This window comes from Cellulophaga sp. F20128 (assembly GCF_023015805.1).
Taxonomy (GTDB): Bacteria; Bacteroidota; Bacteroidia; order Flavobacteriales; family Flavobacteriaceae; genus Cellulophaga.
In genome coordinates, this window is the sequence record NZ_JALKBA010000002.1 from 322,670 (window position 1) to 339,630 (window position 16,961).

Here is a 16,961-nt window from a genome sequence, read left to right on the forward strand (position 1 = left end):
ATAATCTACCGTGTGTCTTTTTGTAAAAAATATATGTTATTAATAGTATAAATAGCTGTAACTAATTGATAAACTTGTGTCTTTTTCTTAAATTTACAGTTCGATTAATAATATTAGTAAATTATACAAATGGCAGATAAAGTTACTTTAGAATTTCAAGGAAAGAAATACGAATTCCCAGTTGTTGAAGGCACAGAAAAGGAACTGGCCATTGATATTAAAACACTGCGTTCTGTTACGGGATTAACCACACTAGACCCGGGCTATAAAAATACAGGTTCTTGTGAAAGTGCAATTACGTTTTTAGATGGTGAAAAGGGAATTTTGCAATACCGTGGATATTCTATTGAAGAACTAGCTGAAAAAGCAGATTTTCTAGAAGTTGCTTATTTGTTGATTTTTGGTGAATTACCAAATAAAGAGCAATTAGAAAAATTTCATACCGATATAAAAAATGAATCACATGTTGATGAAGAGATGAAGAAAATTTTGGATGGTTTTCCAAAATCTGCGCATCCAATGGGTGTGTTGTCTTCCTTGACAAATGCATTAATTGCCTTTAATCCATCTTCTGTAAATGTATCTTCAGAAAAAGAGATGTACTATGCAATGGTGAGGATTTTAGCAAAGTTTCCCGTCTTGGTAGCATGGACACTTCGTAAGAAAAAAGGATTGCCATTAGATTATGGAGATGATACTTTAGGGTATGTGGAGAACATTCATAAAATGATGTTTAAAAGGCCAAACCATCAATACGAAAAAAACGATATTGTAATTAATGCCTTAGACAAACTATTGATATTGCATGCGGATCATGAGCAAAATTGCTCTACATCTACAGTGAGGATTGTAGGTTCTTCTCATGCAGGTTTGTTTGCTTCCTTGTCTGCTGGAATTTCAGCGCTATGGGGACCTTTACATGGAGGGGCAAACCAAGCCGTATTAGAAATGTTAGAGGCTATTGAAGCTGATGGTGGGGATACAGAAAAATACATGGCTAAGGCCAAAGATAAAAATGATCCATTTCGATTGATGGGATTTGGTCATAGAGTATATAAAAACTTTGATCCTAGAGCTAAAATTATAAAAAAGGCCGCAGATGAAGTACTGAATGATCTAGGCATTGATGATCCTATTTTGGAGATTGCGAAAAAATTAGAAAAAGAAGCCTTAGAGGATCCTTATTTCGTAAAGCGTAAATTATATCCTAATGTAGATTTCTATTCAGGAATTATGTACAGAGCCTTTGGAATACCAACCGAAATGTTCACCGTGATGTTCGCTTTAGGTAGATTGCCAGGTTGGATCGCACAATGGAGAGAAATGAGGTTGAGAAATGAGCCAATTGGTCGTCCTAGACAAATATATGTTGGGGAGACTAAAAGGTCTTTTGTTCCTTTAGAAAAAAGATAAAAAAGTAATTTTTTTTTAAAGACTGCCTTATCGTTTTTGCTATAAGGCAGTTTTTTTATTCATAGTATTATTTAATAAGCTTAAAATTACTTTTCATTATTGAAATAAATTAAATGTATGCTTCAGTTAAACATTAACGATGAAACTTCTAAACTAAAAGCGGTTATTCTTGGTACCGCAGAAAGTTGTGGGCCTATTCCAAAGGCAGAAGATGCCTATGATCCAAAATCCTTGGAACATATTTTGGCCGGAACTTACCCTAGGGAGAAGGATATGATTAAAGAAATAGATGCCTTTGATAAAGTTTTAAAAAAATACAATGTAGAAGTTTTTAGACCTAAGGTATTGGAAGATTGCAATCAGATTTTTTCTAGAGACATTGCTTTTGTTATCGGAGATACTTTCTTTAAAGCGAATATCTTGCCAGATCGTGAGGAAGAGTTTTTAGCCATAAAACATGTTGTGCAGCAGATCAACAAAGATAAGGTTGTTCAGCTGCCAGAGGAAGTACATATAGAAGGAGGGGATGTGATGCCGTGGAAAGAATATCTTTTTATTGGTACCTATACGGCAGATGATTATGCAGATCAAATAACTGCAAGAACAAATAAAGAGGCGGTTACCTATTTTACAAAACTGTTTCCCAATAAGGTAGTTAAATCTTTTGAGCTTCGTAAATCTACAAATGCCAAGGAGAATGCACTACATTTAGATTGCTGTTTTCAGCCCATAGGAATAGATAAAGCTATTCTTCATAAAAATGGTTTTGTAAATGAAGAAGAATACCAATGGTTGGTGTCTTATTTTGGAAAGGAAAACATCTTTGAGATTACAGCGGATGAAATGTATGCTATGTACAGTAATGTTTTTTCAATATCTACCAACGTTATTGTTTCTGAACAAAAATTCACAAGACTTAATAATTGGTTAAGGGCTGCGGGTTTTACGGTTGAAGAAATTCCTTATGCAGAAATCTCTAAACAAGAAGGTTTGTTGCGTTGTAGTACAATGCCCTTAATTCGAGAATAAAATATTTATTTTAGCTTCTCAGCTATAAATTAATACACTTTTTACCAATACACTATGCAAGTTACAAATACAATTTTAATGGTTAGGCCTGTCAGTTTTCGTATGAACGAACAAACAGCTGTTAACAATTATTTTCAAGAAAGTATTAATGTTAAAAATGCAGAAATAAACGCTAAGGCTCAAATCGAATTTGATGACTTTGTTACCGTTTTAAAAGCCAAAGGGGTAACTGTAATCGTTGTTGATGATACTGTAAATCCAGATACGCCCGATTCTATTTTTCCTAATAATTGGATATCTTTTCATGCCAATGGTGCGGTAGGCTTATACCCAATGTATGCTGAGAATAGAAGAAGTGAGCGTAGGGAAGATATTTTGGATACTCTTGAAGAAAGTGGATTTGTAATCCATACCGTAATTGATTATACCAATGCAGAACAAGAAGGGGTTTATTTAGAAGGAACAGGTAGTGTTTTAATAGATAGGGTGAATGAGAAAGCCTACTGTGCTTTATCTGAACGTGCTAATGAAGAACTTTTTATAGAATTCTGTGAAGATTTTGAGTATACTCCCGTAATTTTCACAGCCTACCAAACAGTAAAAGAGCAGCGTTTACCAATTTATCATACCAATGTTATGATGTGTATGGGAGAGAAATTTGCGGTGATCTGTTTGGACAGTATTGATGATAAAAAGGAAATGAAAAATGTTTTAAAACATTTAAAACAAGATGGTAAGGAGGTTATTGTGATTACTGAAAAACAAATGCACGCTTTTGCGGGCAATATGCTTCAGGTTATAGGTGAAAGTGGTAAAAGATATTTGGTGATGAGTTCTGCTGCCTATCACAGTCTTACAACTAGTCAAATCCAAATCATTGAAAAATCGTCGGAAATTATCCATAGTTCTTTGGAAACGATAGAGACTTGTGGCGGAGGAAGCGCAAGATGCATGATGGCAGAAATATTTTTGCCAAGCGCTAAAGAATCATAAAAAAAGTAGTAGAAAAAAAGTCGTAATTTTGCAGGCTTAAATATCCAAAAAATAATGAATATCCAAGAAGTGTTAACCGAGAAGGTAAAAGAGGCAGTTGAATCAATTTTTAATATAGACCTACCAACTGTAGAGTTTCAGCCTACGAGGAAAGATTTTGAAGGAGACATCACCGTTGTGGTTTTTCCTATTTTACGTTTTGTGAAAGGGAATCCTGCACTTATTGGAGAACAAATAGGGAGCTATTTAAAAGAGAATGTTAAAGAAGTAGAAAATTTTAATGTTGTAAAAGGCTTTTTAAATATAGTTATTAGTGATGCGTTTTACTTCCACTTTTTTAACGATATAAAAGATACGACTAATTATGGTTATTCTACGGTAACCAATACGGATGCTGTGATGGTAGAATACTCTTCGCCTAACACCAATAAACCTTTGCATTTAGGACATATTAGGAACAATTTATTAGGCTATTCTGTTGCTGAAATTTTAAAGGCTTCCGGTAAAAAAGTATACAAAACTCAGATTGTTAACGATCGTGGAATACATATTTGTAAAAGTATGTTGGCGTGGCAGAAATATGGAGAAGGAAAAACACCTGAGAATACAGGTCTTAAGGGAGATAAGTTAGTAGGGAATTACTATGTAAAATTTGATAAAGAATACAAGGCTCAAATAGCAGATTTAGTAGCAGCCGGTACTGATCCTAAAGCGGCAGAAAAGGATGCTCCGCTTATGCAGGAAGCACAAGGAATGTTACGTAAATGGGAAGCTGGTGATGAAGAAGTAGTAGCGTTATGGAAGAAGATGAACCAATGGGTTTATGATGGATTTGAGGTAACCTATAAAAACTTAGGAGTAGATTTTGATACCTATTATTATGAAAGTGATACCTATCTTTTAGGGAAAGACATTGTAGATGAGGGGTTAGAAAAAGGTGTTTTCTACAGAAAAGAAGATGGGAGTGTTTGGATTGATTTATCCGATGAAGGTTTGGATGAAAAAATAGTGCTGCGTGCAGATGGTACTGCAGTGTATATGACACAAGATATTGGAACGGCCATTCAACGTACTAAAGATTACCCAGATGTAAACGGGATGGTGTATACGGTAGGAAACGAACAAGATTACCATTTTAATGTACTGTTTTTAATTTTAAAAAAATTAGGATATACTTGGGCAGAACAATTGTTCCACTTAAGTTATGGGATGGTAGATTTACCTAGCGGTAAAATGAAAAGTAGAGAAGGTACCGTTGTAGATGCAGATGATTTAATGAATGATATGACTGCAACAGCAGCGCGTATTTCGGAAGAATTAGGGAAACTAGAAGGGTATTCAGACACTGAAAAACAAGAGTTATATCGGATTATTGGATTGGGGGCTTTAAAGTATTATATTTTAAAAGTGGACCCTAAAAAACGCATCCTATTTAATCCTGAAGAATCAGTGGAGTTTCAAGGGAATACGGGACCATTTATCCAGTATACTTACGCAAGGATTCAGTCCATATTAAGGAAGGCAGATTTTGAGTATAACACCACTGTTGAGCCTAATGGTAACGAGGAATTGCACGAAAAAGAAAAAGAATTGTTAAAACAAATACAACTTTTTCCAGGGGTGGTAACATCGGCGGCACAAAATTTTAGTCCGGCCCTACTCGCAAATTACACCTATGATTTGGTAAAAGAATTCAATTCCTTTTATCAAAATGTACCTATTCTACCCGAAGAAAATTTACAGAAGAAGATATTTAGAGTACAATTATCTAAAAAGGTAGGTGAAATCATTAAATCTTCTTTTGCGCTATTAGGGATAGAAGTTCCAGAGCGTATGTAAACCCTAAAGCATAGCAATGGAGAGTGAATTTGGCGTGGATGTTTTTGGATTTGTGGCATTACTTTGTATGCTTGCCTATTTGCTGTACGTCTTGTATTATGCCATAGATTTGTATTTTTTAACGCCATCTAAAAGTACTATTAGATTGTCCTTTGAAGAAGAACAGCTCATAATTGCTAATTTACCGGCCTATTCCTTGTTAACTTATGAGCAAAAACAAAAGTTTAAGCAGCGAGTCTCCAGGTTTAGAGCTAACAAAAAATTTGTTTTTGCAGAGAAAAGTAAGGATGATGAAAAAATTAAGGTATTGTTGTCTGCAACAGCGGCCTTTTTAATGCTAGGTTTTAAAGATTATAGAATAGCCTCTATTCGTAAAATAATGATCTATCCATCGGCATATTTTTCTACCATAACCAAACAATCTCATTTAGGGGAGTACAACCCCAAGTTAAAAACATTGGTTTTTTCTTCGGAACATTTGTTGTATGGTTTTGAAAACGGCACAGATAATTTAAATTTAGGTGTACATGAGTTTGCCCATGCTTTGGTCTTTAATTTTAAAACCGATTTAAAATGTACAGCGATTAAGTTTAGAAGAGGTCTTTTAAAAATGAATGCACTTTTGGGTGATGAAAAATTTTTAGAAAGGGTTCAAGATACCAAATATTTTAGGGAGTACGGAACAACCAATGTCCATGAATTTTTTTCAGTAGCCTTGGAAAACTATGTGGAAACTCCCTTAGATTTTAAAAGATTATTTCCTGAATTATTTGAGGTGATTACACGTATGCTGAATTTTACTGCATTCAATTCTCAACTTAAATAAGCGGTTAAAATCGCAGTCTAAAACTTATATTAGGGGTACTACCCAAAGAGATGCTTTCAACAGTTTCTATTTCGTTTTCTGGGGAAACTCTATAGTATCTATTTAATACATTTTTTTTGTTTAAAATATTTAGAACGGAAGCGCCTATGGTGGCTTTTGTATTTTTGCTTATTCTAAAATTATACAAGGCAGAAACATCGGTTCGTAAGTAATAAGGAAGCCTACTACTGTTTGGGTCTTTGTAATTAATGCTATTGGGGAATACAAGTAGGTCTAAAGCGTTGTTTCCTTCCTTAGGCTCTGTATAGGGCTTTCCAGTATGGTAATTAATACCGACACCTAATTTTATTTTTTTGTAGTTGTAGGTGCCTGCAAAGGTAATATGATGTGTGATGTCTAAATTGTTAGGAAAAGTAGGTGGAGTAATGGTTTTAAAAGTGTAATTGTTTAAATTATAGGTATAACTTAACCAAGTGCTATAGGAGCTTGTTTTTTTATTAATTAAAAATTCGACCCCTTTTACATTGTATTTTCCTATTTCTCCATCAAATTGATCTTCATTTTGAAAGCCTTGGGTTAACGTACTAATACCTTTTACATCTTTGTAGAATCCTTCGATTCCAACATACAATCGGTTGTGGTTGTATGTAAATCCTAACGAGGCCTGTTTGCTTGTGGTGATAGGCAGATTATCTTCATTCGCTAATATCCACCTTCTTTTTTCAACCCCTAAAAAATTTTGTTCTAAATCTATAATTTGATTGGTAGACTGACTCTTAAATTCGCCCAATAATTCTGTGTTGATGTTTTTAGCAAGTTTATAGTTTATGTTTACCCGAGGTTCAACAATCCATTTTTTAAAGGTGTTTATGTTTTCTATATGATTTATTCGGAGTCCGCCTTTCGCTTTAAGGCTCTTGGTTTGGAAGTCTAATTCCGAATAAATGGCATTAGTTCTAATAACACCTTTAATGTTTTTTCGGTAGGGTGGTTGGGTTACATTGGTGAAATTGATAATTCCGGTTTCAACCAATTGATATCCATTAAGCCAATATAGGCTTTTGCTTAGTTTGTATCTGGTGTTTAGTTTAATTCCGTTTTCTAAAACCTTATTGATTTGCTCCAATTGTTGATTGGGATCTGATGAAACACTACTGGCATTTAAATTGTAAAATGTACGGTAGGCATTAAATAAAGTAGAAAAATTGGAGCTCCAATTACTTTCAAGACTTCCTCCAAAAGAAGTGTTACGTTGGTCTAAAGTGCTAAGGCTTGTTTTGTCATCGACAGTTTCCTGATAGTCCAAGGCATTATTCATTTGTATAAAACTAATTCTTAGTTTTTGACTTTCATTTATATCGTACAATATTTTTGCAGAAAAGTCATAAAAATAGAAATCTTCATTCCGTGTTATTTCCGTGCTGCTAGATTTATTTTCAATTTCACTGTCTTGAAATGCCTTATCAAAAAACATAGTGTAGGTAGGAGAGTTTAAAAAATCAGTTACCGAGCGCCTTACGGAGAATTGAAAAGCAGTTTTTTTGTTAATTGGTAGTTGGCCAAAAACATCGGCACTAATCATTGTAAATCCGGCTCCCCCTGTAAAACCTTCTGTTATCTCGTTGTTGGTACGCATATCAATAACACTGCTTATTCCGTCGCCAAATTGAGAGCTAGTTCCATTTTTTGTAATGGTTACTTTATTGGTGAGGTAGGGGTTAAAGGCTGATATTAAACCAAAAAAATGCCCCGATTGATACATTTTTATACCCTCCCATAGAATTAAATTTTGGTCGTTTGTTCCCCCCCGAACATTAATGTTTGATACGGTTTCATTGATGCTTTTTATGCCGGGTAAGGCTTGGGCGGTTTGTAAAACATCAGGTTCTATTAATCCTGGTAGAATTCCAAAATTTTCAGTATTTAAAACTATGCTACCATCTAGGTTTTTAGTTAAACCGGTGGTTAAAAATTGTGAAATTGTAATCTCATCCAGTTCTTCATAATGCTGATCCATTAAAAAGTAGGGGCAAGGAACATTAGTTGATAGTTCACTTGCTCTTATATATAAGGTTTTAAAACCGATAAAACGCACTCGTATTACGGCGTCTTTTGTAATATTTTTTAAAGTAAAGCTGCCATTCGTATTTGTAATGGTGCTTTGATTGTCACCTAATACTTCTACGCTGGCGCCAATAATGGTGTTCTGTTGAAAATTATCTAGAATCGTACCGCAAACCCTAGCGTATTTTTTGGTAGTTACTGCATAGTATCTATCACTGAGTTTGGCAAAGGTTATATCCGTTTCTTTTTTTATATGATTAAGGATGTCTTCAATCTTTTTGCTTTTGGAAGGGACAATTGAAATGTTCTCAATACTTGTGTTTATATAGGAAAATTTAACTGTAAACTGTTGTTCTAATTGCTGTAGGTATGCAATTAAAGGCAGGGTGTTATGAGTTGCTTGTGCTTTAGCTGAATTGCTTAAGACAAGAAAAAAAAGACATAAAATAAATTTAAATTCGTTATTTTTTAGCATAAAACAACACCTTATTCTTCTCTAATTTATAACTTATTTGAGAAGGAATACTTATACTCTGCAACGCTAATTCTAAATTTTTGTTGCTAAATGAGCCTGTGAAAAGTTGATCGGTATCAATGTCATTTGAAGTAACTGTAATATTAAATTGCCGTTGAAGTTCATTGAGAACAAATGATAAAGGAATACTGTTAAATGAACTTTCGTTTTGTGTCCAAGAAGGTACTAAGGTAGTTGTTTGAGCTGTAGGCGCAATTTTTCCATTCACAACCATAAAAGAAGAGCCTGCAGGTATTTTTGTTACTTTGCCGTTGTAAGTTACGCTTACCAAACCTTCATAACAAGTAACTTCAAAAAAGTTGTTTCTCGCTTCAACATTAAATTGAGTTCCCAAGACAGCCACAGTACCTTGATCTGTAGAAACCGTGAATTTTTTACCCTTAGCAACTTTAAAAAATGCTTCTCCTTGTAAGGAGATGTTTCTGTTCTTCTCCCATTTATTTTTGTTGTACGCTATTTTTGATTCCGCATTCAATAAAATTTCAGAAGCATCAGGGAGAATTACTTCGTTATTTTGGGCGTAATCTGTACGTATGGTTTCCTCTAATGAATTTGTGTAAAAATAAGCAATACCACAAATTAGAACTATAGCTGCGGCAACTCCAATATATTTAGTAAACGTATTTAGTTTTAACACCTTAGGCTCTGCTCTAAATCGTTTTGCGTTAATGGACTGTAAAGCCTTATTTTCATTATAATCAGGTGCTTTTAAATTATTAGAAGCAGCTATTATTTTCTGATAAGAAGTGTATTCATCCGACTTTTTAAATTGGATGGTTTCTTCTTCAGATAACTCATTGTTTAGCCACTTTGCCAAGTAATTCTCTTGCATAATATTTTGCTTTATAGAAGTATAACAATATAAAAGTAAAAAACCCTACTTTAAAATTGTGTTTTTTGCGCTATTACTTTTGTCATAACTGTTACTTTGGAATTCATAGGGTTGGTTTTAGGTTTATGTCTCAAAAAAATAATTTAGTTTTTATACAGACAAACTGTTTAAAATGAATTCTATGCGCAATCAGTGTACCTCAAAGTTTTGGATAGGTGCATATAAATCGTAAGAGCAGAAATAATTGGTTTCTTTGTTGTTGAAAAGTATTGGGTGTTTGTATTGTCTTCTACCTAAATTATATGACTTATATTTATGGAATTATTTTAAGAATTGAGATTAATTTGGTTAATTCTGTCTATTCGTGGAATTATATGCATTTATTTAGAAAATTACTGTTTTGTTTCTTAGTACATTTTACCTCTGCGGTTTGCTTTGGCCAAGCCAGAATAAATGAAAGAATTGTCATTGTAAAAGAAGTAGATAGTGTATCTAAAACGTACAATGGAATTTTTATTTCCGGTTCCAATACTGCCTATGTAGATAATGGATCTAGGTATACGGTATTGGATTTAAAAAGGGCAGATTTTAATTTTTGGAATCCGAGACGCTTAGATTCGTTGCTATTGGAGCATCGTGTTTTCCCTGATATTGTACTTTCTGAAAATAGTTTCCTGGTTCCTAGGTATGTTGATAGCTTAAATAAAGTGAGTTACCATAAAGTTAATGCTATAATTAATGAGCTGCCTTTAGAAAATGTAAATTGGAAAGAGCTTTCTAAGGTATATACAACAGGGGAATTCATTAGTACATCCAATCAGCTTTCACCTAAAAAAAGGGGATTTTGGTTTTCTCCAGATGTTTTTAATTTTTCAGCCAATAATTTACAAGGAGCAAAGGTATTCAAAGCCTTTAAATATGATTTAAAGGAGAAGTTGAGGATTAGTATCTCTTACAATGAAAATGCTTATAATACAATGTCTAATGATGATGTGTTAACTGGTAATGATTTGGTGGTAGGTTATGATAAAGTACGAGGAAAGACAGCTAGTTTTAATGGAAAAACAAGTTATATTGATGTTAAAACTGCAACTGAAATTCACTTTAAAGAATTGTCCATTACCGCCTGGATAAAACCTAAAACTATAGAAGGTGCGCTAAGTATTGTAGGTAAAGGAGAGGTTTTTTCTGCAAAAATTAACAATGGGTATTTGCAATTTACATCGCCAAAAATTAAGGATCATTTTACAAAGAAAATAGTAGTGAAGCCTAATGAGTGGATACATATTGCGTATGTGTATATCCCAAATGATAAAATGTTTTTTTATGTAAATGGCAAGCTCATAGAAGAGCAAAAAGCTTTTGAGATAGATCAAACAAATCATTCTGTTTTAATAGGAACTAATCTTTGGGGGGAAAATTATCACGGCCTAATGAGTGATTTTAATATGTGGACCAGGGCCTTAAGTGATGATGAAGTTAATGAGGTGTATAAAGGAGGTCTTGTTTCTAATGGAGAGGTATATTCTGGTTATGCTGTTACGCTATGGACTGTAGGTATTTTACTTATCCTTATTGTTGGTCTTATTTTAAGTAAGGCGGTATGGGGTAAAAAGAAATTATTAAATGACCGGAAATCTGTTCATCTTGACTCTTATGCCACATCAGGACCTTTACAGTATCATGTGCAGTGTTTGGGAGGCTTTAAAATTTTAAGTAAAGATTTTGAAGATATTTCACATAAATTTTCTCCCAAAAGGAGAGAATTGTTTTTGCTTATTTTGCTTTATACCTTACGGGAAGGTGGCATTACTTCAAAAAAATTAGGAGCAATTTTGTGGCCAAATTTTTCACCGTCAAATGTTAAGAACAACAGAAGTACACAGATAAGGGAAATAAGAAATATTTTTGAAAATTATCTCAACTTGGATATCGTCTACTCTGATAAGAAATGGAAAGTAATGCTAGGAGAAGATGTTAAAGTTGATATAGTAGCATTGCAAAAAATGATGGATAACATATTTAGAAACAAATCCAAGGTAACGGAAAATGCAATGCCAAACATAGTTCAACTTATTAATCAAGGGACATTGCTTCCAAATATTGAAGTAGATTGGTTAGATGAACTTAAAGGGCAATATGGAAATGTAGTATTAGATAGTTTAATTCCTTTTTTAGAGACAAAGGAAACGCTTTCAAAGAATTTGTTGTTAGATCTTTCGAATGCCATTTTAATTGTTGACCCTTTACATGAGCAAGCTTTAAAAGTTAAGCTAGAAGTGTTAACAGCTCAAGGTAAGCATATGTCTGTAAAAAAGGAGATTGAAAACTTTATGAAATTGTACGAGAAATTTTATAGGGAACCCTATAGTGAAAAACTTATTTAAAGCTTAAAAGGAATACTTTTAAAAAAGTATCCAACTAAAAATAGTATGGGTTAAATGGGTGAACTTTGGGTTAGACTCAGAGTTTTTTGTTAAAAAGTTGTCTATATTTTCAATATTACCCCATTTATTACCCCTAATGATACATCCTATAGATTAGATTTACAGGACGTAATAGTGAAAACTGCATTTCCTGAACATTATTTTAATAAAAGTCATCAAATTTTATTTTTGGTGAATAATCGATTGTGTATCGAAGGAAAAGTTAAGTAGTTATTGCATACCTAAAAGTCAAATCAAAATATTGAAAAGATTAGCATATGAAAGAACAGTTAAATAAGAGACGAGATTTTGTGAAAAAAACTATTGTGGCAGCAGCTGGCATTAGTATTATTCCACGACACGTAATGGGGGGTACTAATTTTATGGCGCCGAGTGATCAATTAACAAAGGCAGTAATTGGTGTAGGTGGTATGGGACAAGGCCACCTAACTTATGAGGATACTAAGCTTTTAGCTATCTGTGATGCTGATGCAAACCATTTGGCTTCTACATTGCAAAGGGTAGGTGATGATGTCAAGGGCTATAGGGATTTTCGTGAAGTTTTAGCTAGACCAGATATAGATATTGTACATATCGCTACGCCGCCACATTGGCACGGTTTAATGTCTATTATGGCTGCTGAGGCTGGTAAAGATGTTTGGTGTGAAAAACCGATGACAAGAACAATTGGTGAAGGTAAAAGAGTTGTTGAGGCCATGCAACAACACGGTAAAATGTTCCGATTAAATACTTGGTTCCGTTTTAAAGACAATTTCTACGGAATGGGGACTCCAGTTAAAAAATTAAAGAAAGTAGTGGATAGTGGTGTTTTGGGTTGGCCTTTAAAAGTTACTATCAGTGGGGTTACCGGTTTTAACTGGAAATTCTATTGGGTAGGGAAAGAAAATCTAATGCCACAAGCTGTTCCAACACAATTGGATTATAATATGTGGTTGGGTCCTGCGCCAGAAAAACCATACAATCCGCACAGAGTACATTCTACTTTTAGAGGGTATTGGGATTATGATGGTGGTGGTTTAGGAGATATGGGACAACACTATATCGATCCTGTACAATATTTCCTAGGAAAAGATAATGAGAGTCCGGTTAAAGTTGAAGTAGATGCTCCCCAGCAGCATTATGATGCAATTGGTACATGGCGTAAAATTGTTTATACCTATGCCGATGGATGTCAGATTATTTTAGATGGTGAAAATAAAGATAAAGATGCTGCCTATATAGATGGACCTGATGGAAAAATTTACAACGGATTTAAATCGACCATTCCTAATATTGAAAGTATTATAAATGCAACGCCAGACCCAGAAGAACAAATTACTGTTTTTTCAGAATCTGTACGTACCCGTAAGAAGTTTGCTTTAAATGAAGAAAACGGACACCGATCTGCTACAGTAGTTAATATGGGGATTATTGCCTTGCGTTTGGGTAGAACATTAGAGTTTGATCCGGTAAAGCAAGAATTTATTAATGATGAAGAAGCAAATAGATTAATAAACCAACCAATGAGAACTTCTTGGGCGCACTAATTAAAAAAGATTACTTAAAAATGAAAAAAAATATATTCAAAATAACAGCTTTACTTTTATTTGTTAGTTGCTCTTTCAATTTGTCAGCACAAATAAATAGAACAATAGAAACCAAAGTTGCAGACATTTTAGCGCAAATGCCAACAGATAATCTAGACCATTCTAACAAGGTTATGGAAGAGATTATAGGTATGGGGGAAAATGGAATTTTAAAATTTACAGACATGCTCGTGCCTTTAGGCACTGGTGATGATACCAAGGTGAGATACGCCCTGCAAAGTGTCGCTATTTATAGCGGAGGAAAAGAGAAAATTATTAGTAATGGGGTTGTAGAGAATGCTTTATTGCAAGCCATTAAAAAAGCTTCTAATGATGAAGTGAAAACGTTCTTGATTGATCGATTGTTGTATTGTGGTACTGCTAAAAGTGTAGCGCAATTAAGTGGATATTTATCAGATGATAAATTGTATAAGCCTGCCCTGGCCGCTTTAGAGTCTATTGGAACTACAACAGCTTCAAAGGCAATTTTAAATGCTGCATCTACTGCTAGTTCAGATAAGCAATTGGCGTTAATAAATACCTTAGGTAAATTAGAATATGAACCCGCTACAGATTTGCTATTAGAATTGGCAACTTCCAACGCTATTGCAACCCAAGAAGAATCGTTAAGAGCATTGGCTTCAATTGGGGCTGTAAATGCAATGGGGACCCTTGTCGCAGCTGCAAATAATGCAAATTATAGATTGGATAATTCCAGTGCTATTATTTCTCTTATTGCTTATGGAAATAAGTTGGCAGATAATGGGAATAAAACATTGAGTAATGAGGTTGTAGACTTGTTGCTAAAGAATTGTAAAGCTGATGATCAATTGCATTTTAGATCAGCAGCCGTTCATTTGTTGAGAGCAAACAATGGAACACTTGCAAATAAGACCTTGTTGAAAGAATCCTTGCATGAAAACAAAAATTATAGTGCTGCGGTTATAGACGCAGCAGCACAAAATTTAAGCAGCGAAGAGGCGACGAAATGGGTGAAAAATTATAAAAAAGCATCTACTACAGTGAAGCCATTAATACTAAATATGTTGGCAAGTAGGGAAGAGGCTGTTGTGTATAATAAGGCTATTCTTCCTGCAATATCTCATAAAGACCAAGGGGTGCGTATTGCGGGAATTAAGGCATTAGCACATCAAGATAAAACCAAAGTATTGCCGGTATTATTAACGGCATTAAATAAGGCGAAATCATCTGAAGAGTTAGTTGCTATTGAAGAAACCTTAAGCAAAGTTGCCGCCGCAAAAGATGCTTCAATATTAGCCAAAAGCCTAAGCGGTGCTAATGGAAAAGCAAAAGAAGTCCTTGTTAATGTATTGGCTGCCAGAGATGCTTCTACCCAATTTGGAACTATTACAGGCTTATTAAACAGCGCTGATTCAGATTTAAAGGCAACAATTTATAAGGCATTGCCCTCTATTTCTGGAAAAGAAAATTTATCAGAATTGTTAGTTTTGTTAGAAAAGTCAAGCACTGCTGCCAATACTACAAATACCCAAAATGCAATTAGTGCCATCCTTAACAGTTCTAAGGAGGATACGGCTGCTGTAATTTACGATGCGTTTGGTAGTGCTTCTGACAAATCAAAATTGACACCAATTTTGGCAACCTTAAGCACGGAAAAGGCTTTAGAATTGGTTGCCGAGCAATTAAATTCTGGGACAGAAAATGGAAGAAAAATTGCCTTGGATGCATTGTCTAACTGGAAGACCAATGATGCAATTGCCCTATTGTTTAAAACCGTTTCTGAGAATGGAAATCAAAGTATTAAAGACAGAGCTTTTGGAAAGTATTTGGATAAAGTTTTAAAATCTGCGAATCCTGATGATCAGAAATTATTATTGGTTACCAAGTTGTTGCCTTTTAGTAATTCTGTAGACGATAAAAAGCAATTGATAAAATCAGCTTCGAGAATAAAAACATTCTTGTCTTTAATATTTGTATCTAAATTTTTAGATGATAGTCAGCTTTTAACCACTGCTTCTAACGCGGCAATACAATTGGCTTTACCAACACCAGGTAAAGAAAATGGATTAAGTGGCGATGTAGTTCGAGACATAGTTTCTAGAAGTGTAAACAACTTAACGGGTCCAGATAGTCAATATGTTAAAATAGACGTCAAAGAATTTTTAGAAAAAATGCCAAAGGATAAAGGCTTTGTTTCCATTTTTAATGGCAAAGATTTATCGGGATGGGAAGGTTTGGTGAAAAATCCAATTGCCAGAGGTAAAATGTCTGAGAAGGAATTAGCGAAAGAACAAGCAAAGGCGAACGCCCAGATGCTGCAAGATTGGTATGTAAAGGATGGTGTTATTGGTTTTAAAGGTGAAGGCTATAATAATATCTGTACCATTAAAGATTATGCAGATTTTGAAATGCTTGTAGATTGGAAAATTACCAATGGCGGTGATAGTGGAATTTACTTAAGAGGTACACCTCAGGTGCAAATTTGGGATATAGCCCGTGTAAATGTTGGAGCACAAGTTGGAAGTGGTGGTTTGTACAATAACCAAAAACATCAGAAAGATCCTTTAGTTGTTGCAGATAACCCTATTAATGAATGGAATACCTTTAGAATTAAAATGGTAGGTGATCGTGTAACGATACATTTAAATGGTGTTTTGGTGACAGACAATGTAATTTTAGAAAATTACTGGGATAGAGAACAAGCAATATTTGCCAAAGAAGCAATTGAATTGCAGGCACATGGTGAAGACCTAGGATTTAGAAATGTATATGTTAGGGAGATTCCGTCAGGGGATGATTTGTTAACTGATGCCGAAAAATCTGAAGGCTTTAAATCATTGTTCAATGGTAAAGATTTAGGTCATTGGATTGGAAACAAAAAAGATTATTTGGCAGAGAATGGAGAAATAGCGGTGAAACCAAAGCAAGGCGGATATGGCAATCTATACACAGCTAATGAATATTCAGATTTTGTTTTTAGATTTGAATTTAAGTTAACGCCTGGTGCAAACAACGGTTTGGGGATTCATGCTCCCTTACAAGGAGATGCAGCCTATGAAGCCAAGGAATTGCAGATCTTGGATAATACTGCTGCCATTTATGCAAACCTTGAGGAATATCAATATCACGGATCTGTATATGGTGTGATCGCTGCTAAACGAGGATTTTTAAATCCAGTTGGAGAATGGAATTCAGAAGAAGTTATTGTAAAAGGCGATGCTATTAAAATCACATTAAATGGTACGGTTATATTGGAAGGTAATTTTAAAGAAGCTTCTAAAAATGGAACCTTAGATGGTAAAAATCATCCTGGCTTAGATCGTAATAATGGACATATTGGCTTTTTAGGCCATGGCTCAGAATTGTGGTTCCGCAATATTCGTATTAAGGATTTAACAAAATAAAAGCAAGGCATATACTTAAAAATCCCCATTAC

At 34.3% G+C, this 16,961-nt stretch carries 10 protein-coding genes; 8 read left to right on the forward strand and 2 right to left on the reverse strand.

Features of this window, described 5'->3' with window-relative positions; genetic code table 11:
• Positions 1 to 129: 129 nt before the first annotated feature.
• From MWU65_RS03565 to MWU65_RS03585, 5 genes are all read left to right on the forward strand, one after another.
• A complete protein-coding gene (locus MWU65_RS03565) occupies positions 130 to 1,413 on the forward strand; it encodes a citrate synthase (protein WP_247075794.1) in 1,284 nt (427 codons plus the stop codon).
• Positions 1,414 to 1,530: 117 nt separating this feature from the next.
• The gene (locus MWU65_RS03570) at positions 1,531 to 2,442 is read left to right on the forward strand and encodes an arginine deiminase family protein (RefSeq protein ID WP_247075795.1); all 912 of its coding nucleotides are present in this window, start codon (positions 1,531 to 1,533) and stop codon (positions 2,440 to 2,442) included.
• Positions 2,443 to 2,496: 54 nt separating this feature from the next.
• Positions 2,497 to 3,435, forward strand: coding sequence for an arginine deiminase-related protein (locus tag MWU65_RS03575; RefSeq protein ID WP_247075796.1), 939 nt, complete (start codon positions 2,497 to 2,499; stop codon positions 3,433 to 3,435).
• 54 nt (positions 3,436 to 3,489) lie between these two features.
• Entirely contained in the window at positions 3,490 to 5,274 is a 1,785-nt protein-coding gene (gene argS, locus MWU65_RS03580) for an arginine--tRNA ligase (protein WP_247075797.1), read from the forward strand.
• 16 nt (positions 5,275 to 5,290) lie between these two features.
• Positions 5,291 to 6,100 (forward strand): zinc-dependent peptidase, encoded by an 810-nt coding sequence (locus tag MWU65_RS03585; protein WP_247075798.1) that lies wholly within the window; start codon positions 5,291 to 5,293, stop codon positions 6,098 to 6,100.
• 4 nt (positions 6,101 to 6,104) lie between these two features.
• Here MWU65_RS03585 and MWU65_RS03590 read toward each other — a convergent pair whose 3' ends face one another.
• Positions 6,105 to 8,639: a carboxypeptidase-like regulatory domain-containing protein gene (locus MWU65_RS03590; protein WP_247075799.1), complete on the reverse strand. Its 2,535-nt coding sequence runs from the start codon at positions 8,637 to 8,639 to the stop codon at positions 6,105 to 6,107.
• Complete coding sequence (locus tag MWU65_RS03595) at positions 8,626 to 9,531, reverse strand: FecR family protein (protein ID WP_247075800.1); 906 nt, start codon at positions 9,529 to 9,531, stop codon at positions 8,626 to 8,628. Before MWU65_RS03595 ends, MWU65_RS03590 begins: the two co-directional genes overlap by 14 nt.
• 302 nt (positions 9,532 to 9,833) lie before the next feature.
• Between MWU65_RS03595 and MWU65_RS03600 the strand changes: the two genes are divergently transcribed.
• The 3 genes from MWU65_RS03600 to MWU65_RS03610 all read left to right on the forward strand — a co-directional run bounded on the left by MWU65_RS03600 (position 9,834) and on the right by MWU65_RS03610 (position 16,929).
• The gene (locus tag MWU65_RS03600) at positions 9,834 to 11,918 is read left to right on the forward strand and encodes a LamG-like jellyroll fold domain-containing protein (RefSeq protein ID WP_247075801.1); all 2,085 of its coding nucleotides are present in this window, start codon (positions 9,834 to 9,836) and stop codon (positions 11,916 to 11,918) included.
• Positions 11,919 to 12,235: 317 nt separating this feature from the next.
• On the forward strand, positions 12,236 to 13,504 hold the full coding sequence (locus MWU65_RS03605) for a Gfo/Idh/MocA family oxidoreductase (protein WP_247075802.1): 1,269 nt from the start codon (positions 12,236 to 12,238) through the stop codon (positions 13,502 to 13,504).
• A 20-nt stretch (positions 13,505 to 13,524) separates the two neighbouring features.
• A complete protein-coding gene (locus MWU65_RS03610; protein ID WP_247075803.1) occupies positions 13,525 to 16,929 on the forward strand; it encodes a DUF1080 domain-containing protein in 3,405 nt (1,134 codons plus the stop codon).
• Positions 16,930 to 16,961 lie beyond the last annotated feature (32 nt).

Coding starts and splice junctions, on each gene's coding strand:
- MWU65_RS03600 (WP_247075801.1), top strand. CDS start 9,834: ATGACTTATATTTATGGAATTATTTTAAGAATTGAGATTAATTTGGTT.
- MWU65_RS03610 (WP_247075803.1), top strand. CDS start 13,525: ATGAAAAAAAATATATTCAAAATAACAGCTTTACTTTTATTTGTTAGT.
- MWU65_RS03595 (WP_247075800.1), bottom strand. CDS start 9,531: ATGCAAGAGAATTACTTGGCAAAGTGGCTAAACAATGAGTTATCTGAA.
- MWU65_RS03605 (WP_247075802.1), top strand. CDS start 12,236: ATGAAAGAACAGTTAAATAAGAGACGAGATTTTGTGAAAAAAACTATT.
- MWU65_RS03575 (WP_247075796.1), top strand. CDS start 2,497: ATGCAAGTTACAAATACAATTTTAATGGTTAGGCCTGTCAGTTTTCGT.
- MWU65_RS03585 (WP_247075798.1), top strand. CDS start 5,291: ATGGAGAGTGAATTTGGCGTGGATGTTTTTGGATTTGTGGCATTACTT.
- MWU65_RS03565 (WP_247075794.1), top strand. CDS start 130: ATGGCAGATAAAGTTACTTTAGAATTTCAAGGAAAGAAATACGAATTC.
- argS (WP_247075797.1), top strand. CDS start 3,490: ATGAATATCCAAGAAGTGTTAACCGAGAAGGTAAAAGAGGCAGTTGAA.
- MWU65_RS03570 (WP_247075795.1), top strand. CDS start 1,531: ATGCTTCAGTTAAACATTAACGATGAAACTTCTAAACTAAAAGCGGTT.
- MWU65_RS03590 (WP_247075799.1), bottom strand. CDS start 8,639: ATGCTAAAAAATAACGAATTTAAATTTATTTTATGTCTTTTTTTTCTT.